This window comes from Alistipes sp. D31t1_170403_E11 (assembly GCF_015553985.1).
Lineage (GTDB): Bacteria > Bacteroidota > Bacteroidia > Bacteroidales > Rikenellaceae > Alistipes > Alistipes montrealensis.
In genome coordinates this window covers 333282-358568 of sequence record NZ_JADNHQ010000003.1, presented here as the reverse complement: position 1 = coordinate 358568, position 25287 = coordinate 333282, and the positions used below count along the sequence as shown (strand labels likewise).

21 protein-coding genes and 2 tRNA genes are annotated in these 25287 nt (G+C 56.2%); 8 read left to right on the top strand and 15 right to left on the bottom strand.

The window, feature by feature from the left end:
* The first annotated feature begins 143 nt into the window (after nt 1-143).
* Nucleotides 144-986, top strand: a complete 843-nt coding sequence (locus I2E69_RS07930) for a bifunctional methionine sulfoxide reductase B/A protein (RefSeq protein WP_195460568.1) — start codon at nt 144-146, stop codon at nt 984-986.
* A gap of 72 nt (nt 987-1058) precedes the next feature.
* Here the strand turns inward: I2E69_RS07930 and I2E69_RS07925 are convergent, their stop codons facing one another.
* The 3 genes from I2E69_RS07925 to I2E69_RS07915 form a co-directional block, all read right to left on the bottom strand.
* Nucleotides 1059-1907: a glycosyltransferase family 2 protein gene (locus I2E69_RS07925; RefSeq protein ID WP_195460566.1), complete on the bottom strand. Its 849-nt coding sequence runs from the start codon at nt 1905-1907 to the stop codon at nt 1059-1061.
* Between the two features lie 121 nt (nt 1908-2028).
* Nucleotides 2029-2778, bottom strand: coding sequence for an SDR family NAD(P)-dependent oxidoreductase (locus tag I2E69_RS07920; protein ID WP_195460563.1), 750 nt, complete (start codon nt 2776-2778; stop codon nt 2029-2031).
* A 165-nt stretch (nt 2779-2943) separates the two neighbouring features.
* Nucleotides 2944-3564 carry a hydrolase gene (locus tag I2E69_RS07915; RefSeq protein WP_195460561.1) on the bottom strand — a complete coding sequence of 207 codons (621 nt, stop codon included), beginning with the start codon at nt 3562-3564 and terminating at the stop codon, nt 2944-2946.
* A 126-nt stretch (nt 3565-3690) separates the two neighbouring features.
* Here I2E69_RS07915 and I2E69_RS07910 point away from each other — a divergent pair, with 126 nt between their 5' ends.
* Together I2E69_RS07910 and I2E69_RS07905 are read left to right on the top strand one after the other, a co-directional pair.
* The gene (locus I2E69_RS07910) at nt 3691-4569 is read left to right on the top strand and encodes a DMT family transporter (RefSeq protein ID WP_195460559.1); all 879 of its coding nucleotides are present in this window, start codon (nt 3691-3693) and stop codon (nt 4567-4569) included.
* A 24-nt stretch (nt 4570-4593) separates the two neighbouring features.
* The gene (locus tag I2E69_RS07905; protein WP_195460557.1) at nt 4594-5457 is read left to right on the top strand and encodes a VIT1/CCC1 transporter family protein; all 864 of its coding nucleotides are present in this window, start codon (nt 4594-4596) and stop codon (nt 5455-5457) included.
* A gap of 56 nt (nt 5458-5513) precedes the next feature.
* Here the strand turns inward: I2E69_RS07905 and I2E69_RS07900 are convergent, their stop codons facing one another.
* The 9 genes from I2E69_RS07900 to I2E69_RS07860 all read right to left on the bottom strand — a co-directional run bounded on the left by I2E69_RS07900 (nt 5514) and on the right by I2E69_RS07860 (nt 12541).
* Entirely contained in the window at nt 5514-6350 is an 837-nt protein-coding gene (locus I2E69_RS07900) for an endonuclease/exonuclease/phosphatase family protein (RefSeq protein ID WP_195460555.1), read from the bottom strand.
* A gap of 61 nt (nt 6351-6411) precedes the next feature.
* A complete protein-coding gene (locus I2E69_RS07895; RefSeq protein ID WP_195460553.1) occupies nt 6412-7575 on the bottom strand; it encodes a MalY/PatB family protein in 1164 nt (387 codons plus the stop codon).
* A 106-nt stretch (nt 7576-7681) separates the two neighbouring features.
* A complete protein-coding gene (locus I2E69_RS07890; protein WP_195460551.1) occupies nt 7682-9634 on the bottom strand; it encodes a DUF2075 domain-containing protein in 1953 nt (650 codons plus the stop codon).
* A 39-nt stretch (nt 9635-9673) separates the two neighbouring features.
* Nucleotides 9674-10315 carry a nitroreductase family protein gene (locus tag I2E69_RS07885; RefSeq protein WP_195460549.1) on the bottom strand — a complete coding sequence of 214 codons (642 nt, stop codon included), beginning with the start codon at nt 10313-10315 and terminating at the stop codon, nt 9674-9676.
* A 165-nt stretch (nt 10316-10480) separates the two neighbouring features.
* Nucleotides 10481-10557: transfer RNA gene (locus tag I2E69_RS07880), tRNA-Asp, on the bottom strand.
* 100 nt (nt 10558-10657) lie between these two features.
* A tRNA-Asp gene (locus I2E69_RS07875) sits at nt 10658-10731 on the bottom strand.
* Between the two features lie 55 nt (nt 10732-10786).
* Nucleotides 10787-11323, bottom strand: a complete 537-nt coding sequence (locus I2E69_RS07870; RefSeq protein WP_195460548.1) for an RsmD family RNA methyltransferase — start codon at nt 11321-11323, stop codon at nt 10787-10789.
* Nucleotides 11314-11883 (bottom strand): hypothetical protein, encoded by a 570-nt coding sequence (locus tag I2E69_RS07865; RefSeq protein ID WP_288331344.1) that lies wholly within the window; start codon nt 11881-11883, stop codon nt 11314-11316. The genes I2E69_RS07870 and I2E69_RS07865 overlap by 10 nt, the downstream gene beginning before the upstream one ends.
* Nucleotides 11884-11905: 22 nt before the next feature.
* Entirely contained in the window at nt 11906-12541 is a 636-nt protein-coding gene (locus I2E69_RS07860; RefSeq protein ID WP_195460547.1) for a hypothetical protein, read from the bottom strand.
* Between the two features lie 47 nt (nt 12542-12588).
* Between I2E69_RS07860 and I2E69_RS07855 the strand changes: the two genes are divergently transcribed.
* The 4 genes from I2E69_RS07855 to I2E69_RS07840 all read left to right on the top strand — a co-directional run bounded on the left by I2E69_RS07855 (nt 12589) and on the right by I2E69_RS07840 (nt 18225).
* Nucleotides 12589-14004: an ATP-dependent RecD-like DNA helicase gene (locus I2E69_RS07855; protein ID WP_195460545.1), complete on the top strand. Its 1416-nt coding sequence runs from the start codon at nt 12589-12591 to the stop codon at nt 14002-14004.
* Nucleotides 13997-14572, top strand: coding sequence for a uracil-DNA glycosylase family protein (locus I2E69_RS07850; RefSeq protein WP_195460543.1), 576 nt, complete (start codon nt 13997-13999; stop codon nt 14570-14572). The genes I2E69_RS07855 and I2E69_RS07850 overlap by 8 nt, the downstream gene beginning before the upstream one ends.
* Before the next feature lie 156 nt (nt 14573-14728).
* Nucleotides 14729-17362: a DNA mismatch repair protein MutS gene (gene mutS, locus I2E69_RS07845; RefSeq protein ID WP_195460928.1), complete on the top strand. Its 2634-nt coding sequence runs from the start codon at nt 14729-14731 to the stop codon at nt 17360-17362.
* Nucleotides 17359-18225, top strand: coding sequence for a WG repeat-containing protein (locus I2E69_RS07840; RefSeq protein ID WP_195460541.1), 867 nt, complete (start codon nt 17359-17361; stop codon nt 18223-18225). Before mutS ends, I2E69_RS07840 begins: the two co-directional genes overlap by 4 nt.
* A 55-nt stretch (nt 18226-18280) precedes the next feature.
* On the opposite strand, the gene udk is transcribed toward I2E69_RS07840, so the two are convergent.
* The 3 genes from udk to I2E69_RS07825 form a co-directional block, all read right to left on the bottom strand.
* On the bottom strand, nt 18281-18904 hold the full coding sequence (gene udk / locus I2E69_RS07835; protein WP_195460539.1) for a uridine kinase: 624 nt from the start codon (nt 18902-18904) through the stop codon (nt 18281-18283).
* A 126-nt stretch (nt 18905-19030) separates the two neighbouring features.
* A complete protein-coding gene (gene gyrB, locus I2E69_RS07830; protein WP_195460538.1) occupies nt 19031-20989 on the bottom strand; it encodes a DNA topoisomerase (ATP-hydrolyzing) subunit B in 1959 nt (652 codons plus the stop codon).
* 119 nt (nt 20990-21108) lie between these two features.
* Nucleotides 21109-21846 carry a cell division ATP-binding protein FtsE gene (locus tag I2E69_RS07825; RefSeq protein ID WP_195460536.1) on the bottom strand — a complete coding sequence of 246 codons (738 nt, stop codon included), beginning with the start codon at nt 21844-21846 and terminating at the stop codon, nt 21109-21111.
* 225 nt (nt 21847-22071) lie between these two features.
* Here I2E69_RS07825 and I2E69_RS07820 point away from each other — a divergent pair, with 225 nt between their 5' ends.
* Nucleotides 22072-25254 carry an ATP-binding protein gene (locus I2E69_RS07820; RefSeq protein ID WP_195460535.1) on the top strand — a complete coding sequence of 1061 codons (3183 nt, stop codon included), beginning with the start codon at nt 22072-22074 and terminating at the stop codon, nt 25252-25254.
* Nucleotides 25255-25287: the final 33 nt, after the last annotated feature.

Genomic DNA, 25287 nt, shown 5'->3' with positions numbered 1-25287 from the left:
CGGCCCGGTTTTCGCGACGCCGATTCGTGTAAATTCAGGCATGCGGGCAGGGTATACGGCGTAATTTTTGACTGTTGAAGCGTATGCGTATTTTATTATGGATAATTTGCCTCGCTGCGTGCGGGGCCGTAAATGGACAGAACATGAAACCGTTGACACCGGAAGAGAAGCATGTGATCGTGGACAAGGGGACCGAAGCCCCCTTCACGGGACGTTATTACAAGCACAACGAGGCCGGAACCTATCTCTGCCGGCAGTGCGGCGCGCCGTTGTACCGTTCGTCGGACAAGTTCGACGCGGGATGCGGCTGGCCGAGTTTCGACGACGAAATTCCCGGAGCCGTGAAGCGGAGCGTGGATGCCGACGGACGGCGGACGGAGATTACCTGCGCCCGGTGCGGCGGCCATCTGGGGCATGTTTTTGCAGGCGAGGGGTTTACGCCCAAGAACACGCGCCACTGCGTCAATTCCGTGTCGCTGGCGTTCCAGCCCGCCAAAAAAGAGCAGACCGAGACGGCGATCTTCGCCGGAGGTTGTTTCTGGGGTGTGGAGCACCTGCTCTCGAAGGAGCCCGGCGTGCTCGATGTCGAATCGGGTTATATTGGCGGTCACACCGAAAATCCCACTTACGAGCAGGTTTGCAGCCACCGTACGGGACATGCCGAGGCGGTGCGGGTGACGTTCGACCCTGCGAAGGTCTCCTATGAGCGGTTGGCGAAGCTCTTTTTCGAGATTCACGATCCTACGCAGGTCGACCGGCAGGGACCGGATATCGGCGATCAGTATCGCTCCGAGGTTTTCTATACGACGCCGGCCCAGCGTGAAACGGCCGAAAAACTGATTGCCGAGCTGCGCGCGAAGGGCTACGATGTCGTGACGCACGTCACGCAGGCTACGACCTTCTGGCCTGCGGAAGGGTATCACCAGGACTATTACGACCGCAAAGGAACGCAGCCTTACTGTCACGCTTACACCAAGCGTTTCTGACTGAAAACTCCCGGCCTTTCGAGGTCGGGAGTTTTTATTAGCGCCGGGATACGGCTCTTTCCGGGGAATGTGTTATTTCAGCAGGTTGTCGTCCTCGTCCTTGTATTCCGATTTCGATGTGAAAACCCCGCCGAGGCTTTTCAACGCCTTGACGGCACGCACCCGGAAGCTGTCCATCAGCGACCCGTCCTTCGAGACGGTTCCGTAGCCCGTTACGGCGCGTGCCCGGCGTTTGCGGACGAAGGCAATGCGGCCGTAGGGTTTGAGACCGAGTGCCAGCGATCCGTCCTCGCCGCGGATAATGTCGGTGCGGATGCCGACTTTGCGGGCCAGGGAGGTGTTGTAAGCGAAGACCAGTCCCCGCACGCTCAGTTCGGGGCGCTTGAACGACTGAAGCCACAGGTGCATGTCGCGGGCCAGTTCGTAGAACCAAAGCCCGAGGGCCGAGTGTGCGGCGTCGGGAATATAGCTCCACAACGAACTGACGGCTACGACGCCCTTGCGTTCCAGCGCTTCGACCATCGTTTCGACGTAGCGCGGCGGATACATCGTGTCGGCGTCGATATTGATGTGGTATTTGCCGCGGGCGCGGCCCAGTCCGCAAAGGCGTGCATGGCCGCATCCGGGCGTCGTTTCGCGTTTCCACGGCAGTCCCAGGGCTTCGAACACCTCCGCCGTGCGGTCTTTCGACATATTGTCCGTGCCGATGATCTCCATTGGGTAACGGCATTGCTGTTCGGCGAGCGACCAGAGGCACGCCGTCAGCCGCTTTTCTTCGTTGTAGGCGATGATCGACACGGTTACCAATGGTTTGTCCGACTGTCGTTCGGCGAGTTTTGTGCGCACTTCGGCGACGACATCCGCGGGGACCTCGGCGAAGGGCTTTTCATAGACGGGAAGGTATTTCGAATACCATTTCATACGAATCCGGATTTAGATTAACAAAGATACGATTAAATTCCGCACCTCCAAATGATTCGCACGTTGGTTGCAGCGTGCGCCGGTCCGGCCGGAGATGTCGTCGGATATCCGATGTGTTTGCCTATTCGCAGTAGATCATCTTCTTGGTCATACCGCCGTCGACGACGAGGTTCTGCCCGTTGATGAAGTCGTTTTTGGGGTCGGCCAGGAACAGGCATGCGCGGGCGATGTCGGCGGGCCGCCCGACGCGTCCCGACGGATGCTGGCGGCGGTCCTGCTCGGAGATGGAGCCGAAGTTCCCGTTGTCGATCCATCCGGGACTGATGCAGTTGACCGTGACGTTGTAGTCGGAAAACGAGAGGGCCAGCGCATGCGTCAGCGATACGATGCCGCCTTTCGAAGCGGCGTAACCCTCCGAGCCGGGTTCGCTCTGAAGCCAGCGCGTCGAGGCGATGTTGATAATGCGTCCGTAGCGCGTACGGCCTTCGGGCGTATTGCGCCGTGCGGCCATCCACTGTGCCGTGACGAATACGGGCCGCAGGTTGACCGCGAGGATGCGGTCGAACTGTTCGAGGGAGGTTTCCGCGAGGGGTGAAAATTCGCTGATCCCGGCATTGTTGACGAGGATGTCGACATCGCCGAAGCGTTCGCAGGCTGCTTCCAGCGCATTGCGCAGGGCGTCGGCATCGGCTACGTCGGCAGGATAGAAGTCGGCTCCGGCGGCGCGGGCCGTCGCTTCGCCCAACTCTGTATTGATGTCGCAGAATGCCGTTCGGGCGCCTGCGAGGCGCAGCGCTTCGACGATGCCGCGGCCGATGCCGTGGGCTCCGCCTGTGACGAAGGCGGTTTTTCCGGTGAGGTTTTTCAGCATAAGGCTCGGGGTTCTGGATAGGCGGCGACGCAGGCCGTCACACTGCCGCCGGCCGCCGGAACATGGAGTTCCGGGGCCGCTGCGGGCGTGATGAATCGGAATCGTATATCCTGCTTGTCCATTGCGTCGTTGTACCGATGCAAAGGTGCGAAAAAATCCGCGGATCTACTTGCCCAGGTTGAGAAAAATTCCCGCGTCGTTGAAGATTTCGACCATTCCGGGGGCGGTCGCTTCGCGGTTCCAGTCGCGCTGGAGTTCGCATGCCAGTTGGGCGATGCCCGTCAGGTGCGCTCCGGCCTGGGCGACGCGTTTCAGGGCCGCCTTGTGCGCCGCGCGCGAGGTTCCGCCTACGGCGTCGACGACGGGGTAGACCTCGTAGCCCTCGGCGAGTGCGTCGAGCGTGGGGAAGGTGAGGCACGCCTCGGTCCACAGCGCCGTCATGATCAGCTTGCTGCGGCCCGTGTCCTTGACGGCCTCGTAGAACTCCATGTCCTCCCAGGCGTTGATCGACGTGCGGTCGTAGGAGGGGATGCCGCCCAGTATGCGTTTCAGGGCGGGGATGGTGTCCTTGCTGCCGCCGGCGACGTTGACCGTCGAAAGGAGCACCGGAAGGCGGTAGTTGCGGGCGATGCGCGCCACCAGCAGGATGTTGCGCACGAGTTCGGCGCGGTTCATCGAGTTGACCGAATCGATCTGCGCCGGTTGGTAGTCGATGACCACGAGAACCGAATTTTCGGGAGTCAGGAGCCGGTCTTTTTTCGGGTCCCGGACGGGTAAACTGCTCATAGCGGTAAAATTTGAAACGTTTTGCCGGGTAGGGCGCAAAAACCGTTCCCTGCCTGCTGTTTTCGGGCCGCGGCAGCATCGAATGGCGATTTATTTCCTACTTTTGCGCTGAAATCGAAATCAGTTATGAATCGTATAAAAGGCATTCTCTGGGCGGCCCTCTCCTCGTCGACATTCGGGCTGGCTCCGCTGTTTACCCTGTTGCTGCTGGGCGTGGGTTATTCCTCGTTCGAGGTGCTGACCTACCGCTGGGGAGTCGCCTCGCTCTGCCTGGGGGCTTACGGCCTGTTGGCCGGGTGTAATTTCCGCCTCGCGGGGCCCCAGTTGCGCACGGTGTTTTTCCTGAGCCTGTTTCGTGCCGTAACGTCGCTGAGCCTGGTGTTCGCCTATCAGAACATCGCCAGCGGAGTGGCTTCCACGATTCACTTCATGTATCCGCTCGTCGTGGCCTGCGTGATGATCTGTTTTTTCCGCGAGCGCGGCTCGGTGTGGACCTTTGCGGCGATCGGCATGTCGATCGTGGGGGCGGTGTTGCTGTCGCTGGGCAATGTCGATTTCACGCGCGGCGACACGACGCTGGGAATCATTTCGGCGATCGTTTCGGTCGTCTCCTACGGCGGCTATATCGTGGGGGTGCGCCGGAGCCGGGCGGTAGAGATCAATTCGACGGTGCTGACCTGTTATGTGATGGCTTTCGGCGCGCTGTTCTTCACCGCGGGCGGATTCCTGACAGGCGGCATCCGGCTCGAAACCGACCCGCACACGTGGCTTTACATCCTCGGAGTAGCCATCCCGGCGACAGCCGTTTCGAACATGGCGCTGGTGCAGGCCATCAAGAGCATCGGACCGACGCTGACTTCGATATTCGGGGCCATGGAGCCGGTCACGGCCGTGGTGATCGGTATTTGGGTCTTTGCCGAACCCTTCACGGCGAAGGGTGCGGCGGGGATACTGTTGATCGTGGCGGCGGTGTCGATTGTCGTCCTGCGGAGCCGCAAAGAGTAGCCGAATTTCAAAACAACCGATGATATGGATGCGATATTGGAAAACGTAGCCGGTCTCCAGCGTGACGAGGCGACCTCTTACGAGGTCTACCGGCGGCTGGCGGCCATCGAGAAAGATCCGGCGAACCGCGACGTGCTGCTCCGCATTGCAGCGGACGAGAAACACCATTACGCCCTGCTGCGTGCTCGTACGGGACGCGAGGTCGCACCCGAACGGCGGAAAGTGTGGCTCTACATGTGGCTGGTGCGCCTGCTGGGACTGACCTTCACCGTGCGGCGGATGGAGCAGGACGAGACGGCTTCCGCGGAGGTCTATGCGCGGTATCCGGACATGGCGGATTTCGTGCAGATGGCCCGTGACGAAGAGCGGCACGAGCAGGACCTGATCGGAATGATCAACGAAGAGCGGCTGGAGTACATGGGGTCGGTCGTACTGGGGCTGAACGACGCGCTGGTCGAATTTACGGGCGCATTGGCGGGTTTCACGCTGGCGCTCGGCGATTCGCGGCTGATCGCCCTGACAGGAAGTATCACAGGCATTGCCGCGGCGCTTTCGATGGCCTCGTCGGAATACCTTTCGACCAAGTCCGACAACGCCCCGGGCAAGCATCCGGTCAAGGCCGCAGTCTATACCGGTATTGCTTACGTCATAACGGTCGTCGCCCTCGTGCTGCCGTTCGTGCTGATTCCGAATGCACTTGTCGCATTGGCTGTTATGCTGGCGGCGGCGCTGCTGATTATCGCACTGTTCAACTATTATTACGCCGTGGCGCGTCGGGAGAGTTTCCGCCGCCGGTTTACCGAGATGGCTGTGCTGAGTTTTTCGGTGGCCGGAATCAGTTTTCTGATCGGTTACCTGCTGAAAGCCGTGACCGGCATCGAGGCGTAAGGGTTTCGGGCAGGCATGAAAAATCCCGGAGTTTTGCGCTCCGGGATTTTTGTGTTTTACAGCGTGAAGACCATTGCGATCGGGTAGTGGTCCGAAATGAACGGCGCTCCGTAGTTGCCGTCGAGCGTGGCGAAAAGCGTGCATTTGAGCTTGCCGCGGAAATAGAGGTGGTCGATGACGATGGTGTCGGGCGCCGAGCCGAACCCGTTGAACGTTCCCTTGTGGTCGGTCGTCGCGGCCTTGGCGCGGGCCGAAGCCATGTATTTGGTCAGCGGCTTGAAGATCGGGCTGTCGACCGGGGTGTTGAAATCGCCGCCGACGATTGCCGGGGCTTTCTTACCCGCAATTTCATGGATTTTTTCGACGAGTAGTTTTACGCCCTCTTCGCGTGCTACCTTGCCTTTGTGGTCGAGGTGGGTATTGAAGTAGAAGAACTCCTTGCCCGACTCCTTATCCTTCAGTTCGACCCACGTCACCGTGCGGTTACAGGCTCCGTCCCAGCCGCGCGACACCTTGTCGGGCGTTTCGCTGAGCCAGAACGTGCCGCTGTCGATGAGGTCGAAGCGGTCGCGGAGATAGTAGACGGCCATGGTTTCGCCCTGCTGGGCGCCGTCGTCGCGGGCTACGCCAACACGGGCGTACTGCGGACATTCGGCGTCGATGTATTGCAACTGGTCGATGAGCCCTTCCTGTACGCCGAATACGTCGGGAGCCTCCTGGCTGATCATCTGCGGCGTGGCGTGGCGGCGTTTCATCCAGGCGTTGTCGCCGTCCTTGCCGCCGCTGTTGCGCAGGTTGTAGGAGATTAGTTTGATCGGCTTTGCGCCGTTTCCGGCGAATGCCGGCATCGAGAAACAGGCTGCGAGCAGCAGCAGAAGTGTTATTTTCTTCATTGGGTTATGGATGTAGTTACTTTACAAAGTTAGGAATATTTTTCGGAATGGCAATCTTTCGTCAGTCCAGCAACGTTCTCTTCAGGCGTTCGAGACCTTCGTCCAGCAGTTTGCGCGGGCAGGCGATATTCAGGCGGATGAAACCTTCGCCCGCAGCCCCGTACATTGCACCGGAGTTCACGTGCAGGCGGCCTTCGCCGAGCAGCTTTTCGGTGAGGGCGTCGGACGACAATCCCGTGGCCCGGCAGTCGATCCAGGCGAGGTAAGTGCCTTCCAGCGGCAGCACGGGGAATTGCGGCAGGTTGCGGGCGAAATAATCCCGCAGCGCGAGGTAGTTCTCCCGGAGATAAGCATTCAGGGCGTCGAGCCACTCTGCGCCTTCGTTGTAAGCCGCGGTCAGGGCTTCGATGGCAAAGGGACTGATCATGCCCGTTTCGTTGATTTCGAGCGCCCGCGTGATCTTCTCCCGGATTTTAGCGTCGGCCGCAAAGATGTTCGCAACCTGCAATCCGGCGAGGTTAAATGCCTTGCTGGGCGAGGCGCAGGTGACCGAACGACGGCAGAACTCCTCCGAAAGCGAGGCGAACGGCGTGTAGCGGAATCCCGGCATGACCAGTTCGCAGTGGATTTCGTCGGCTACGACGAATACGTCGTGACGCAGGCAGATGTCGCCGATGCGCCGCAGCTCTTCGGGCGTCCAGACCCTTCCTGCAGGATTGTGCGGGTTGCAGAGCAGCATCAGTTTCACGCCCGGATCGGCCGCCTGACGTTCCAGAGCGTCGAAATCGACCGTATACGTATTGTCTCGGCAGATCAGTTCACACTCGGCGGGTTTGCATCCGCTGTTGTCGATGGCGATGAAGAAGTGGTTGTAAACGGGCGTCAGCATCAATACCTGGTCTCCCGGACGGGTCAGTGCCCGGAGAATAGCCGAGAGGGCCGGGATCACGCCCGTGACGGGGAGTATCCAGCCGGATTCCGGGGCCCAGTCGTGCCGCCGCGCAAACCATCCGGTAACTGCGTCGTAATAGCTCTTCGGGACTGTTGCATAGCCGTAAATGCCGTGGTCGACTTTCCGGTGCAGTGCCTCGACAACGCACGGAGCCGTGCGGAAATCCATATCGGCGACCCACATCGGCAGGATGTCGGCGGCTGGTTCCTCGTCCCACTTCACCGAGTTTGTGCCCCGGCGCGGAATGATCTCATCGAAATCGTATTTTGCCATATCGTTGTATGCTTGTCTTACAAAGTTACGAAAAAATCCGAACTGCCAGCGGTCTTGTTGCTTAGCTGTTTTTAGGTCTGTTGAAATCGGATGTATCAAAAAACGATTATATCTCCGGGATTCCGATTTTGTTTGTGAGTAGCTGATACAATCCATTGTAGAATTCGGGGAGCCGGGTTTTGTCTGTCGTAGATCCTTCAGGGATAAACAATACCATGCCCTGTCTTGCGCGAGTTAACAATACGCGGTATGCGTTTTTAAGGTAGAGTACGACTTCTTCTTTATTCGCATTTAACCACTTAGTACCCTTGAATTGCTTATATATCCACTCGTTGTTGTAGCGTAAATTGGCATCCCAAGCAACACACACCCAATCGAGTTCGAGCCCTTGAACATCAAATTCCGAGGCAACATCTTCTAAGTAGTAGGATGATCTAACATCGTCTTTATCATTCAGAAACCAATTACAGGCATTAATTTTTATTTGCGTGCACAGTCCATAAGGTTTCAAACGCATCGCTCCCGAACTGGCAATGATTCCGATGCGTTCTGTACCATGCGCCTGCTGTTTTAACCATTGGCGAGCTTGGGCCAAATTCCGCGTAACAACGATGGGGTATTTATCCGTAAGTTCTGCAAAAATGGATTGGGCAGCCTGAATCTGATTGTCTAAGAGTGCTTTTATGAAATTAGAGACGTTTTCGCTCCTAAACGAACGAATGGAGGTACTGAGATGTAGGTCGTTTATGTAAGTCACATTTAATCCTACGACCATCTGCTGGATTTGCTCGCCTCGAGTGTATTCTTCTTGGGAGATTTCTGGAGATACGTAGATATCCCAATCGGGGTAGTTGGTACGTAGTGCCGCGAACCACTCCGGAAGTCCAGCTTCGCCTTTGTTGATCTCTTGTCCACCTCCTACTAAGCATATAATTGTAGCCCAATCCTGATGCCGATCCATAATACTAATCAGGAAATTTGGCTCTGATTGGTTGAAGTTGGAAATACCTTTTTTTGACTTCATAAAGTTTGAAGTCTGTTCGAGTGTCCAAGCTCTTTGCGCTTCGTCGAAAACAACAACTTTTTCGATGGGTGGGGTAGTAACACTCAAAGCGTCGTCCCGAAAATGGTGAATTGCCTGAATGAACGCTTTTGCTTTTTTTAGCGCATCTCTTTTTTTTATTCCACTGTGTTCGATTTCGTTACGAGCCAAGGCTTCTTGAAGAACATCTACTAAGGGCCCATTTCCTGATAAAAACACGGCGTGTTCTTCTTCTTCAAATTTGTGTCGTTCGTTTGCGATATTGAGCCCAGCGAGCGTCTTACCTGCTCCGGGGACACCTGTTACAAAACAAATTGACTTTCGGTTGCTCGATTTCGAATGCTCGATTATTTTGTTTATTGCCTGGGCTGTTTTACTGAGATTGATAGCACCGCCATCCGATCGCGATATTTCTGATACATCGTGTCCGCGATAGAGTGCTTGTGCAGCCTCAATGATGGTGGGTGTTGGCTTGTAAAGTGCATTTTCCCACGCGGTTGGATCTATTTCTGGTTGCGCATGAACTGTTGCAATTTGTGATATTCGGTCTCTAAAATTATGCTTATTGCAAAGAACAACTTCCGAAACTCGGTTTTGACCTATGATTATGGTTTGCGAAAATTGAGAGGCTTTTGTTGCAACTAAAATTGGGATAACGAGTCGATCATGACTACCTGCGTGAAAGTTTTTGAGGTCGGTGGCATAATCCATTACTTGATCAATCGCATGTGCGTGATACGCAGTATCTCCGACCTTAAACTCGATTACGAAAATAATCCCGCGATAAAGTACTATATTATCGACTCGTTTGCCCATACGTGGAATTGAGTATTCAAACATTAGCTGTGCTTGAGGAAAATCTGCTAGTGTTTGCTGCAATAACTGCACTTGCTCAATCCATGCATTTTTTTGCAACTCCTCGACATTGAAAGAGTGATTGCGGCACAAGGAGCCTAATATGGAGTCTGGTGTTTCTTGGCAAAATTTGCGGATGTTATTTGAGTAATATGATCGCATGGCGGAACTTTTCTGCGTGAATAATTTTGTAAAGTCGTTTTATCCCTTGATCATCAGGTCGTCGAGGCAAACCTTCGGGACGTAATGCGTTCCGTTTTCGCGGTAATAGGCGTGACTGCCTCCTTCACGAATGGGCGTCAGTTCGATTTTTTCGAGACCCCGGCCGATGGCCAGGATCAGTAGCGGGTCCGGTTCCAACCTAAATTCCCGTTTGATCGATTCTTTGTCGAAAGCCCCGATACAGATGCCGTTCAGCCCGATCTCTGTTGCCTGCAAGAGCATGCTTTGTGCCGAAATGCCCAAATCGATATCGACATAGCGGTCTTCTTCGACCGTCGAGCAGATGATGATAAAGGCATTCGGCTCTGTGCCCGGAAAGGGTAGGTGAAGCTCGGGCAGAGCGCCTCCAAGGCGGATATGCTTCAGCACTTTGGGGGCTTCGTCCGACAGGACGGGCCGGAAGCGCAATACCTGCTGATTGCGGGCCGAGGGTGTTTTCGTATTGACCTCGATAATGCGCCGGAGTTGATCTTCGCGTACGGTGAAGCTCGTGTCGTACCCGCGATAGCTGCGGTTTTTCTGCAACAACCGGCTTAACGTCACCAGCGGGCGGCGGCCGGACTGGCCGGCTGTCCGGGTCCGGTACTCTTCCATTTTCCGTTCTAAATAGTTGTCTGCCATTTGCGATTCTTGTTACCTCTGACAAAGATACAAAACCGCGGGGAAATCACACGAGGATTTCATGACCTTTTGTAAGCCGGACTACGATATATGGGCTGCCGGAAGTGCATGGTGACGGGATAAAAACAAAAACGAGGCAGTCATCGACTACCTCGTTTCCTTTGCTGGCGGTGCGTAGGGGACTCGAACCCCTGACCCCGTGCGTGACAGGCACGTATTCTAACCAGCTGAACTAACGCACCATTTCTGGTTTGAGCCAAAGTTCCCGTATTATCGTGAACTTCACTTGCGGCCCCGGCTTTCGCTTCGACCTTTCCATCTCCCGGCTCCCGGAGTGGTTTGCGGTGCGTAGGGGACTCGAACCCCTGACCCCGTGCGTGACAGGCACGTATTCTAACCAGCTGAACTAACGCACCATTCTGGTTATTGCGAGTGCAAAGATAGTGTAATTTTTTTAATCAGCAAATGGTTTTACGGTTTTTTGAAAAAAGAAAATTGTACGCTTCCGTAACTTCTTAATTGCCAGAACTCATTATAATCTGAAAAATCCATTTTTTTCGAGTGCTCAAAAATCAGGATGCCGCCCGGACGGAGCAGATTGCGCTCCAGGACCAATTTTACGACCTCCTGGCTGCCCTCCAGGTCGTAGGGGGCGTCAGAAAAGATGAGGTCGAATTGTTTGGCACAGCTTTTCAGGTAGAGGAAAACGTTGGCTTTGACCGGATAGAGGTTTTCGATTCCTAACTGTGCCGCCGTCTGCCTGATGAAGTTGTAGTGTACGGCGTTGATCTCGACAGCCGTGACGCTCCGCGCCCCGCGCGATGCAAACTCGTAACTGATCGATCCTGTCCCGGCAAAGAGGTCCAGCACGTCGCATTCGTCGAAATCAACCAGATTGCCCAATACGTTGAAAAGGTTCTCTTTGGCGAAATCGGTCGTAGGCCGCGCCCTCAGGTTCTTGGGCGGATTGATCGCCCGGCCCTTGTATTTTCCGCTGACTATTCGCATATCACCTGTTTGAATCGTTTGCCGAGCAGTTTGCGTGCCGCTTTCGGATCGTCGCCTGCGATGCGAAGTTCATAACCTTTGAGCGGGAAACTGCTGTCCAGCCGTTCGAAAAAGTAGGCCATGTCGGTCTCCGTCACTGCGGGCAAAGCTTCGGCCAACTGCAATTCGCCGGCATCGTATACCTTTATATATAAGATGCCCGCCCTGCGGCTCATCCATACGGTTTTAGCCGTATTTGCGGGCGAATGGAGCAGCGGGGTCGTGAACCGTGCCCTGTCGCCCAGTTTCTCTTCTACCTGCCGCAGCGCCTCGCGGTTGATGGCCGTGACGGCGACGAATGCCGCTTCCGGGTCGCTGTGGACCACGCATTCCTCCGCCATGGGCGGCATGCCGTTCGCAGCCAGCAGGTCCGCCCCTTTTTCTGCGTCGAAGAGTTCGGCCGGAACGAGCATCGTACGGGGCAGCAGCAATTCGACTGTCACCGAAGCTCCGCTTACAGGAAGCTCCGAGAGCGCCGGGTCCGAAAAAGAGTGTCCATCCAACGATAGCTGAATGGACACCTTATTATTTGTTTGCGGAGTTTTACTCCCAGTTGCCTGCCTCATTGTTACCAGCTTCCATCGATCCGAACTTGACGCCGGGATAACGGTTGAAGTTATTCTGCTCGTCGTCGATCAGGTTGATCACTTCCTGGCGGTAGGCTACCGTGTCGAGGAACATCTTGTAGGGTGCGCGAACCTCCACGACCGGAATCACGACTTTCGATTCGGTAGTGATGATGCCTGCCTCCATGATGAACTGGGCCTTGTTGTCGGTTCCGGGGATGAAACGCAGGTTCTCGACATCCTGACGCGAGAGTTTTTTAGGCGCGAAAATCGTGTCGATAACGGCGATCTTGAACTTTTCCACATTCTTCTTGCCCGATTTCAGCAGCATAGCCAGAGCTGCCGAGTCGTCCTCGTCGACGATCTTGCGCTCCAATTCGAGGGTGTCGTTCAGGATGAACGACTGCAACGAGTCGAAGCTGGCGGTAAAGTGCTGATACTTCGTTTTGAAGGAGCGCTGCGCGGTACGGATGTCCTTGATGCGGTCGATAACCTTGGCTTTCTTCGCCTTCGTTTCCTGTTCGAACCGGATCGGTGTCGAGATCTGAACATAGATGACGTAGATCAGGGCCACGATCGCTACGGCAAGAATGATTTGAAAGAGTTTTTTCATTTTAAATAAATATTTGTTATTAATTTTGTGCAGCAAAAAACCGACGCATGCTCAGTACACGTATCGCGACCCAAATTTACGCTAAAATTTGTTTCGAAACAACTCCCGGACAAAAAAAAATTATAGAAAAATTGTCCGAATATCTTGCAGATGACGATTTTTCGAAGATTTTCGTGCTGAACGGCTATGCCGGAACCGGAAAAACGACGCTGATCGCCGGACTCGTCGGTGCGCTTAAGGAGTTGGGAATCAAACCCGTGCTGCTGGCCCCTACGGGCCGGGCCGCCAAGGTGCTGGCTCAATACGCTCAGGAAAAAGCACTTACCATTCATAAACGTATCTACCGCCAGCGGACGAATGCCGATTATGAATCGAAATTTTCGCTGAACCTCAATGCCGAGCGCGGGGCGGTTTTCATCGTTGACGAGGCGTCGATGCTCTCCGACAACACTTCGGGCGGGGCGGTTTTCGGCAGCGGATCGCTGCTTTCGGACCTCGTGGAGTACGTCCGCAGCGGCCGCGGGTGTCGCCTGGTATTAGTCGGCGACAGTGCGCAGTTGCCGCCTGTCGGGGCCGATTTCAGCCCGGCGCTCGACCCTGCGTCGATGGATGCCTATGGCGACATCGTTTACGGTACGATGGACGAGGTGGTGCGGCAGGAGGCCCAGTCGGGCATCCTTTTCAACGCTACGCTGGTGCGCTGCATGCTCGAAAACGGCCTCTATGAAATTCCGCATTTCGAAATGCAATATCCCGACATCGAGGCGGTCGAAGGCGGCGAGTTTCTCGAAAAATTGCAGGATTGCTATGCCAAATACGGTCGTGACGAGACGATCGTCATTACCCGCTCGAACAAGCGTGCCAACCGCTATAACGAGGGTATCCGCCGCAACGTGCTCTATGCCGAAGAGGAGATCGAGAGCGGCGACATGCTGATGGTCGTCAAGAACAACTACTATTTTCCGGAACATACCGAAGATTGTCCGATGAATTTCATCGCCAACGGCGACATTGCGCGCCTGAAACGCCTTAGGCGGTTCGAAGACTTCTACGGCTTCCGTTTCGCCGACGCCGTGCTCGAATTCCCCGACTACAACGAGGCGGAAATCGAGTGTAAAATCCTGCTGGATACGATCGCTTCGGAGTCGCCGTCGCTCACCCGGGACGAATCTTCGCGCCTTTTCTACGAGGTGGAGAAGGATTACACGGACATCAAGAGCAAGCTCAAACGCTTTAAGGAAATTCGTGAAAATCCGCATTTTAACGCCGTTCAGGTAAAGTTTTCCTACGCCGTTACGTGCCACAAGGCGCAGGGCGGCCAGTGGCGGGCGGTCTTCGTCGACCGCTGCCTGTTCGGCGACGAGCAGATGTCGCGCGACATGCTTCGCTGGCTCTATACGGCCCTGACTCGCGCCACCGATAAACTGTATCTTGTAAATTTCGACGAAAAATTCTATGAATAGCGAACAGCACCCCCTGGAGCCTTTCCTTCCTGCCAATGCCCGTGTCCTGATGCTGGGCAGTTTCCCGCCCAAGCGCATCCGCTGGTCGATGGAGTTCTTCTATCCCAATTTGCAGAACGACATGTGGCGGATCGTGGGCTACCTTGCGACGGGCGATAAAACGCACTTCCTTTGTCCTGGCGGAAAGCGCTTCGACCGGGAACGCATCGAGGCTTTCTGCCGCGAACGGGGAATTGCGCTGTACGACACGGCGGTAGAGGTTATCCGGTTGAAAGACAATGCGTCGGATAATTTTCTTCAAGTAGTGCGTGAGGTGGATCTGGAGGCTCTGCTGGCCCGTATTCCCGCGTGCCGGGCCGTCGTTACGACGGGGCAGAAAGCCACCGACACGCTGCGCGCCATCACGGGCTGCGACGAACCAGCCGTGGGGGAGAGCGTGCCGATGCCCTTTGCGGGCCGAGAGCTGCGGCTGTGGCGTATGCCCTCCTCGTCGCGGGCTTATCCCCGTCCCGTCGAGTGGAAAGCGGAGTTTTACCGCAAAGTATTCTCCGAGAACGGGATCATCTGACCTCCCGGAGGGGAAACAGACGAAATAGGCGAAAAAATTTGGTTGCCGACTTTGCACGGCATCCAAAAAAGGCCTATCTTTGTTGTATAAATTATACAATTTTTTATTTTGACATCAGACAAGAAAATCGACAAAAAATATGTCGAGACGCCCTTGATGAAGCAGTATTACTCCATCAAGGCAGTACATCCCGACGCCATCCTGCTGTTCCGCGTGGGCGACTTCTACGAGACTTTCGGCGATGATGCGATCAAGGCCAGCGGCATTCTGGGCATCACGCTCACGCGCCGCGCCAACGGTTCCGCGACGTATGTCGAGTTGGCGGGATTCCCCTACCATGCCATCGACACCTACCTCCCGAAACTGGTGCGGGCCGGCGAGCGCGTGGCTATCTGCGAGCAGTTGGAAGACCCCAAGCTGGTAAAGGGGCTTGTCAAGCGCGGTGTCATCGAACTGGTTACCCCGGGTATCGTGTTGGGTGACAATATTCTGGCCAACAAGGAGAACAATTTTATCGCCTCGGTCTATTTCGGCCGCCAGACCACGGGCGTCGCCTTTCTGGACATCTCCACGGGCGAGTTCTACGTGGCCGAAGGGTCGGACTCTTATGTCGATAAACTGATTTCGAACCTCTCGCCCAAAGAGGTCGTTTACCAACGCGGTTATGAGGACCGCTTTTCCGGTTCGTTCGGATCGAAACTCTACACCTACCGCCTCGACGAATGGGTTTTCTCGGAGGATGTCAACCGGGAAAAACTCTGCAAGCAGTTCGGGACCAAATCCCTCAAGGGTTTCGGCGTGGACCACTTCACCAGCGGCATTTCGGCTGCCGGAGCTATCCTCTATTACCTCGAATTCACCGAGCACCGCGAGACCGGGCATATCGCCTCGATTGCGCGCATCGACCAGGACGACTATGTGTGGGTCGATAAGTTTACGATCCGCAACCTGGAACTCTTTACCTCGAACGGGGCACGCGAAAAATGCGGCTTTGCCGATGTGATCGACCGTACGCTGACGCCGATGGGCGGCCGCCTGCTGAAACGCTGGATCGCCATGCCGATCAAGGACCCCGCGCGGATCAACGAGCGGCTGGACGTGGTCGAACGCTTTGTCAAAGATGCCGACCTGGCCGATGCCATCCGTGAGCAGGTGGCGCTGGTCGGCGACCTGGAACGTATCGCCGGGCGTATTGCCGCCCAGCGGGTTACGCCCCGCGAATTGGTGCAGCTCAAGAATTCGCTCGGGGCTATCGAGACCCTTAAGGCGGCGCTGGAGTCCACCGACGACGACCGCCTGCACGGACTTGCCGGGCAGATCGACGTACTGGCCGACGTTCGCGAGCGCATTGCCCGCGAAATTTATCCCGATCCGCTGAACAACCAGATTCAGAAGGGCGGCGTGATTGCCGACGGCGTCGATCCCGAACTGGACGACCTGCGCCGTATCGCGCTCCACGGCAAGGACTACCTGTCGCGTATTCAGCAGCGCGAGAGCGAAGCGACGGGGATTTCGTCGCTCAAGATCAGCTACAACAATGTTTTCGGCTATTATATCGAGGTTCGCAACGCCCATAAGGAGAAGGTTCCCGATACATGGATTCGCAAGCAGACCCTTGCCAACGCCGAACGCTATATCACCGGAGAACTGAAGGAATACGAGGAGAAAATCCTTGGCGCCGAGGAGAAGATGCTCGTGCTGGAACAGCGCATCTACGCCGAGATTATGGCCTATATCTGCGGTTCGCTCGCGCCGATGCTGCGCGACGCGGCCGTCGTGGCGCGCATCGACTGCCTCCAGTCCTTCGCGCGTATCGCCTGCGAGCGCCGTTACGTGCGTCCCGTGCTGGACGACGGCAAGCGCATCGACATCCGCCAGGGCCGCCATCCCGTCATCGAGACGCTGATGCCCGTCGGCGAGGAGTATATTCCCAACGACGTGATGCTCGACGACAAGCAGCAGCAGATCATGATGATCACCGGTCCCAACATGTCGGGTAAATCGGCCCTGCTGCGCCAGACGGCGCTGATTATTCTGATGGCCCAGATGGGATCGTTCGTGCCTGCGAAATCGGCTCACATCGGCTATGTGGACAAGATTTTTACGCGCGTCGGGGCTTCGGACAACATTTCGCAGGGCGAATCGACCTTCATGGTCGAAATGCTCGAATCGGCCAGCATCCTCAATAATATTTCCGACCGCAGCATCGTGCTGCTCGATGAAATCGGACGCGGAACGTCGACTTACGACGGTATTTCGATCGCCTGGGCGATGGTCGAGTATCTCCACAACCACCCCTCGGCCCATGCCAAGACGCTCTTTGCCACGCACTACCACGAACTGAACGAGATGGAGCAGATGTGCCCCCGGGTAAAGAACTACCACGTTTCGGTCAAGGAGATGGGCAATCAGATCGTTTTCCTGCGCAAGCTCGAACGCGGCGGTACGGAGCACTCGTTCGGTATTCATGTGGCCCGTATGGCCGGCATGCCGGCGTCGATCGTCTCGCGTGCGGACGAAATCCTGCGCAACCTCGAACTGGTCTACGGCAGCAACGAGATCGTGCCGAGCCGCAGCCTCAAGGAGCGGGGCCGCAAGCCCACGGCGCAGGCCGTGAAGGAAGCGGCCGAAAGTGCCGGTCCGCAGAACATGCAGTTGTCGATGTTCCAGTTGGACGATCCCGTGCTGGTGCAGATTCGCGACCAGATCAAGGGCCTCGACATCAACTCGCTGACTCCGATCGAGGCGCTCAATAAACTCAATGAAATCAAGAAGATAACCGGCATATGATGAAGTATTGCTTTACGTTCATTGCTGTGGCGTCGATAACGTTTGCGGCCTTTGCGCAGCAACCCGTCGTGCAACAGGAGTTCGATTACGTCGATTCGTTTTCCGAAGGGCGTGCCATTGTGGTGCGCAGCGGTAAATGCGGCTTCATTGACGAACGGGGAAATGTCGTCGTTCCGTTGCGTTATGCTTATGTGCGGCCTTTCAGCGGCGGGCTTGCCGCTGTTGTTACAGGCCACTGGCGGTCGGAAACGGAAATCGACGGGTTATACGGCTTCGTGGATCTCGACGGCAAGGAGGTCATCCCTTGCGAATATGAGGATGTCGGCAGTTTTTCCGGAGGCATTGCCGCTGTTTTCAAAAACAGGAAATGGGGCGGTATCGACCGGCAGGGCAATATGGTTATAAAACCGCAGTTCGACGACTCCTTCTGCTTCACGTCCGATATAGCCGTCGTCGGCGTCAGGACGGATAAACTGCGTTTCGGTTATATCGACAAACAGGGGCGTGTAATCGTTCCGTGCCGGTATGATGCGGCGCTCGATTTCGATGGCGATCACGCCTGGGTGGAGAAGGACGGAGAGATGTTCCGGATTGACAAAACAGGAACTCCGGTTCCCGGCGTGAAACTTCATAATTTCTCCTGGGGCGGTAAATACGGTTTCCTGTCGGGGGCGCTTGAAGATGAAGCCGGAAAACTGCATTATGGCCTGTTGAATAAGGCCGGGAAGCTCCTCATGCCTTTCGAGTTCGATTTTATCTCGGTTTACGGACTTGGCGACGAAGATTATGTCGTTGCCGACAAAGGTGCTGAAAAACAGCGGTATTTGGTCAAAGGGCCGTCTGAAATCGTAAGGGTGAAATAAATGACAATTCCCGGACTTCTTGCGAGGCCCGGGAATTATTTATTAGGCTTCCGCCTTATTTGTTGCTCTGGATCAGCGACCGGATGTTCTGGATCAGCATGGCGACGGCAACCGAGTTGAAACCGCCTTCGGGAATAATCACGTCGGCGTATTTCTTTGACGGCTCGACGAACTCCTCGTGCATCGGTTTCACGGTCGAGGTGTACTGCGTGATGACCGACTGCATCGTACGTCCGCGCTCGCAAACGTCGCGCAGGATACGCCGCGCCAGGCGGATGTCGGCGTCGGTGTCGACGTAAACCTTGATATCCATCAGTTCGCGCAGTTCCTTGTTCTCGAAGATCAGGATGCCGTCGACGATGATTACCTTCGACGGTTTCACGCTTACGGTCTCGGCCGTACGGTCGTGGTCCACGAACGAGTAGACCGGGTGTTCGACGGGAACGTTGTTTTTCAGTGCCTTGATATGCTCCACGAGCATCTCCGTGTCGAATGCCTGCGGGTGGTCGTAGTTGAGTTTCGTGCGCTCCTCGTAGGTCAGTTCGGGGTGTGCCTTGTAGTAATAGTCGTGGCAGAGCGTCACGACATCGTCGCCGACGAATGCTTCCTGCAGACGCTTGACGAGCGTCGATTTTCCCGAGCCGGTTCCTCCGGCAACGCCGATTACCGTAACTTTCATGGTGTCAATTAGTTTAGCTGTGTTTGCCGCATTCCGTTTCCGTTCGTCGCCGTTTACGGCCTGTGGCAGTTATTCAAAAAAAGGACTGCCCTTGTCGTGGGGGCAATCCTTTTTCGGTCTGTCGTTTTATGCGTCGATGTTCGCGTAATGCGCGTTGCGCTCGATGAATTCGCGGCGGGGCGGAACCTCGTCGCCCATCAGCATCGAGAAAATGCGGTCGGCTTCGGCTGCATTGTCGATGTTCACCTGGCGCAGGATGCGCGTGTCGGGGTTCATCGTCGTCTCCCACAACTGGTGGGCGTTCATCTCACCGAGACCTTTGTAACGCTGTACGTGCGCGCCTTTTCCGAATTCGGCGGTGATCTCGTCACGCTCCTTTTCGGTCCAGCAGTAACGCTCCTGCTTGCCCTTCTTTACGAGGTACAGGGGCGGGGTAGCGATATAGATATGGCCGTTCTCGATCAACTCCTTCATCTTGCGGAAGAAGAACGTCAGCATCAGCGTGGCGATGTGGCTTCCGTCGACATCGGCATCGGTCATGATGATGATTTTGTCGTAGCGCAGCTTTTCGAGGTTCAGGGCTTTGGAGTCTTCCTCGGTTCCGATCGTGACGCCCAATGCGGTGAACATGTTCTTGATCTCCTCGTTCTCCCACATGCGGTGCTCCTGGGCCTTCTCGATGTTCAGGATTTTACCGCGCAGCGGCATGATGGCCTGGAAGTTACGGTCACGGCCCGATTTGGCCGTACCGCCTGCCGAGTCACCCTCGACGAAGAAGATTTCGGCGATCGAACGGTCGCGGCTCGAACAGTCGGCGAGTTTTCCCGGAAGTCCGGCTCCCGACAATACGGTTTTGCGCTGCACCAGTTCGCGGGCGTGGCGTGCCGCGTGGCGCGCCGTAGCGGCGAGGATCACCTTCTGCACGATGGCTTTGGCGTCCTTCGGATTCTCCTCCAGGTAGTCGCCCAGCGCCGAGGCCATAGCCTGGTCGACGGCGGCGGAAACCTCGTCGTTGCCCAACTTGGTCTTGGTCTGGCCTTCGAACTGCGGCTCCTGCACCTTCACCGAAACGACAGCCGTAAGACCTTCGCGGAAGTCGTCGCCGTTGATGTCGAATTTGAGCTTGGCGAGCATGCCCGAATCCTCGGCGTATTTCTTGAGCGTACGGGTCAGCGCGCGGCGGAAACCCGTCAGGTGCGTACCGCCCTCAATGGTGTTGATGTTATTTACATAGGAGTGCACGTTCTCCGAGAAGGAGTCGTTGTACTGCATGGCCACCTCCACCGGGACGCCGTTCTTTTCGGTGTCGAGGTAGATGATCTGCTCGACGATCGGCGTGCCGCGTGTCGCGTCGAGATACTTGACGAACTCCTTGAGGCCCTCTTCCGAGTAGAAATGGTCCTCGCGCGTCTTTCCCTCCTCGTCCTTGCGCAGGTCCATGAGGTTCAGGCGGATGCCTTTGTTCAGGAACGCCAGTTCGCGCAGACGGTTGGCCAGGATGTCGTATTTGTATTCGGTGGTATGCGTAAAGATCGTGTCGTCGGGGCGGAACGTGATGGTCGTACCGCGGTCCGTACATTCGCCGACCACCTCGACCTGCGAAGTCGGGGCGCCCTTGCTGTACGTCTGGCGGTAAATCTTGCCGTCACGGCTGTGGATTTCGGCGATCAGCAGGTTCGAAAGCGCATTCACGCACGATACGCCGACGCCGTGCAGACCGCCCGAGACCTTGTAACTGCCCTTGTCGAACTTACCGCCGGCATGAAGTACCGTCAGTACGACTTCGAGCGCCGATTTGCCCTCCTTCTCGTGGTAGTCGGTCGGAATGCCTCGGCCGTTGTCCCTTACCGTGATGGAGTTATCCTCGTTGATCGTCACGTCGATGTCGGTGCAATAGCCCGCCAGCGCCTCGTCGATCGAGTTGTCCACGACCTCGTAAACCAGGTGATGGAGACCCTTCTCGCCGATGTCGCCGATGTACATGGCAGGACGCTTGCGCACCGCTTCGAGGCCCTCGAGGACCTGGATATTCGACGCGGAATATTCTTCTTCTTGTTTTTTAACGTTTTCTAATTCGGTACTCATCGTAGTCTTTAAAATATCGTACAAATATACAAAATATTTCCGGATAAAACAAGTGTCCGGAAAAGACTTTACAGTCGATTATTTCGCCTGTTTGTTTCCTCTGCGGCCGGGTGCGGAGCTTACGCAAGCTCGGCCTTGAGGTCTATTTCGCGGGTCCGGCCTTTGGAGAATAGGATGGCGCGGGCGGGGTAGTTTTCGATCAGTGCGGTGTTGTGTGTCGACATGACTACGGCGCAGCCCTGCGAGGCGATTTTCTGGAACAACTGCATGATGCCGTCGGCGGTCAGCGGGTCGAGGTTGCCCGTAGGTTCGTCGGCCAGCAATACCTGCGGATCGTTGAGCAGTGCGCGGGCGATCACCAGGCGCTGCTGCTCGCCGCCCGAGAGTTCGAAGGGCATCTTGTAGCTTTTGGCCCCGAGTTCCACCAGTCCCAGCACCCGGTCGATCCGTTCGCGGATCTCCTGTTCGCGTTTCCAGCCCGTGGCCTTCATCACGTAATAGAGGTTCATGAAGACGTTGCGGTCTGTGAGCAACTGGTAATCCTGAAAGACGATGCCGATGCGGCGGCGCAGATAGGGGATATCCCTGCGGCGCAGTTTGCGCAGGTCGTATCCCGCTACATATCCCTTTCCCGTAAGGAGTTGCACCTCGGCATATAAAGTTTTGAGTAAACTGCTTTTCCCGCTCCCGACACGGCCGATCAGGTAAACGAATTCGCCCGGAGCCACCGCAAGGTTGACTTCCGAGAGAACCATCTCGCCCTGCTGCATGAGTTTCTTTTCCGAGCAACTGCCGAAAGGATTGTCGGCGTGGTATATGGCCACGTCGCGGAGATTCACTACATATTTTTCATCCATGGTTTATCGTTGTGGTTTCGCGTAAACAAAGATAAGCAAAATATCCGGATCGACCCTTCGCGTGCGGTAAAAATGCGGGCTATTTTGTGCCGGGAGAGTGTGTTTGGCCGGAATTTGCCTCGGGGCGAGCGCATGTGTATAGAAAAACGGTGTCCATAATTTGCATATCCCGACCCCAATACCTACTTTTGTTCACGCCATTTGTTACATGGATTTGATAGACTTATGAAAGAACAAGAGATTCTGCAAACGATAATGCGGGATATGAACACGGGCTGGTGGGAAGCGGACATGTCCCGCCGGATAATCCGCATGTCCGATTTTTTGCAGAACCTGCTTCAGTTCCCGGCGCCGGAGATCGGTTTCGACGAATTCAAAAGCCATATTCCGGAGCCTTACCTGCGCTATTCCGGTTCGGAGTGCATATTCCACGGTTACGATACGCTCGAACGGACGGTTCCGCTGGTCGTGCCCGACGGACGGCAGTTGTGGCTCGTGTGGAAACTCGTTCGCCGCCAGGCGACTCCGGAGGGCGATATCCTGATCGGCTACGTACGTCCCGCGGAGACGGCGCGAGAGAGTGCGGCCGGGGTCGAATCGGCGCGGATGGACGATCTGCTTTTCCGCCTTACCGGTATTTCGCATACGCTGTTGTCGCTGCTGCATACCGGAAGGACCGAAGATACGGTGAACAAAATCCTGTTCGACGTGCTTACGATGTTCCGCGGCGGACGCGCCTATATTATAGAGTTCGACTGGGAGCGCCGCACGCACGACTGTACGTATGAAGTGACGGCGGACGGCGTTTCGAGCGAGCAGGACCGGCTCAGTTCGCTTCCGATGGAGGACTTTCCCTGGTGGACGGACCATATTCAGCGCAACCTGCCGATCATCCTTTCGAACCTCGACGAACTGCCGCCCGAAGCGGCCAGCGAGCACGATTTGCTGAAGGTGCAGGACATTAAATCGCTGATCATCATGCCGCTGGTTTCCCGCGACAGGGTATGGGGATATGCCGGGATAGACATCGTCGGGGAGCCCCGCAACTGGACCAACGAGGATTGCCAGTGGTTTGCGTCGCTGGTCAATATCATCGGTCTGTGCCTCGAACTGCAACGCTCCGAGCAGGCGGCGCAGGACGACCGGCTTTACCTGCAAAGTCTTTACCGCCACATGCCGCTGGGCTATATCCGGATGAAGATGCTCTACGACGAGTCCGGGGATGTGCGTGACTATCGTATTATCGACTCGAACGATGCGGCCGACGAGATTGTCGGCTTCCCCCGCGAAACCTATGTCGGGCGCACCGCTTCCGAATTGGGCGTTAACCTGGAGACGCATATCCGGGGGCTTACCGAGGTGATCCGGACGGGGAATTACGTAGCGAGCGACATTGTCGCCGAGCCTGTAAACCGCTACCTGCACTATGTCCTTTACTCCACGGGAGAGGATGAAATCACGGGCTTTTTCCTCGACCAGACCGATATTCACCAGGCGCATGAAACGATCCAGCGCAACGAGAAGCTGCTGCGCAACATCTTCGACAACATCCAGGTCGGCGTGGAACTTTACACCCCCGACGGCAAACTGGTCGACATCAATAACAAGGACATGGAGATTTTCGGCGTCACGAAAGAGGCCGCCCTCGGACTCAATTTCTACGACAATCCGCTCGTGCCGCAGGAGATCCGCGACGGGGTTCGCGAAGGACGGGAGCAGGCTTTCCGGCTCAACTATCCCTTCGACCGGCTGGACGGTTACTATACGTCCGGAAAAACCGGGTTCCTGGAGATATACACCACGGTCAACATGCTCTACGATACGCAGGGGCGGCTGGCGAACTTCATGCTGATCAACATCGACAATACGGAGATCAACCGGGCCCATACGCGGCTTGCGGAGTTCGAGACCTCGTTCTCGCTGGTGAGCCGCCTGGGAAAAATGGGGTACTGCCGTTTCGATTTGCTGACCAAGGAGGGCGACGGCGTTCCCCAGTGGTTCCTGAACCTCGGCGAGAAGCCCGAGACGCCGCTCAACCAAATTATCGGTATCTATCCGCATGTCGACCCGGCCGACCGCGATGCCATCATCCGGGAGATTACCCGCGTCAAGGCCAACGAGTCGGACAGCTTCAACCTCGACCTGCATATCCTGAACGACGACGGTTCGGAGAACTGGACCCGGATCAACGTGGTGCGCAACCCGATGAACAACGATCCGAAGAAGATCGAAATGGTCTGCGTCAACTACGATATTACGGAACTTAAGATGGCCGAGAAGCGCCTGATCGAGGCCAAGAACAAAGCCGAAGTCAGCGACCGCCTCAAATCGGCTTTCCTGGCCAATATGAGCCACGAAATCCGAACACCGCTCAATGCTATCGTGGGCTTCTCGAACCTGCTGGCCGAAACCGACGATCCCGAGGAACGGCGCGATTACATCCATGTGGTCGAGGAGAACAATGATCTGCTGCTCAAACTCATATCCGACATTCTCGATCTTTCGAAGATCGAGGCCGGAACGTTCGATTTCAACTACGGCACGGTCGATGTCAACCAGATGTGCGAAGAGGTCGTGCGGTCGCTGAGCATCAAGGTGCAGGATCGGCCCGTCGAACTGCGTTTTACCCGCCACGGGGAGCAGTGCTACCTGTCGGGTGACAAGAGCCGCCTGACACAGATCATTACCAATTTTATCAACAACGCCTTGAAATTCACCGCCGAGGGTAGTGTTACGCTCGATTATGCGGTCGAAGGGGAGGACGTGCGATTCTGGGTCGAGGATACCGGAACGGGTATCGACCAGGAACACCTGAGGAATATTTTCGAACGGTTTGTCAAGCTCAACAATTTCGTGCAGGGCACGGGACTGGGATTGTCGATCAGCAAGTCGATCGTCGAGCAGATGGGCGGTCATATCGGCGTAGAATCGCAGCTCGGCAAGGGTTCGCGCTTTTGGTTTACGGTTCCGATCGGTGCATGCGAGTGCACCCCGGAACAGCCTGCCGAAGCTCCGGTTCCGTTCCTGGCGGCGGCCCGCGACGGCAAACGTCCGTTGCTGTTGGTTGCCGAGGATACCGAAAGCAACTACCTGCTGGTGTCGCTGATGCTCAGGAAGGAATATGACATACTCCATGCTGCCGACGGCAAGGAGGCTGTACGGCTGTGCGAGGAGGCCCGTCCCGATGCCGTGCTGATGGATATTCAGATGCCGGTGATGGACGGATTGGAGGCCACGCGGCAGATTCGCAGCAGCGGCAGCCGGATTCCGATCATTGCCGTGACGGCGTTCGCCTACGACCGCGACCGCCAGCGGGCACTCGATGCCGGGTGCAATGAATACCTTGCAAAACCCCTTACGGGCGACAAGCTGAAACACACGTTGCACGTGCTGCTTTCAGGCGAGTAGGCCGTGAACGCTGTTTTTTGAAAGCCGGTTCCG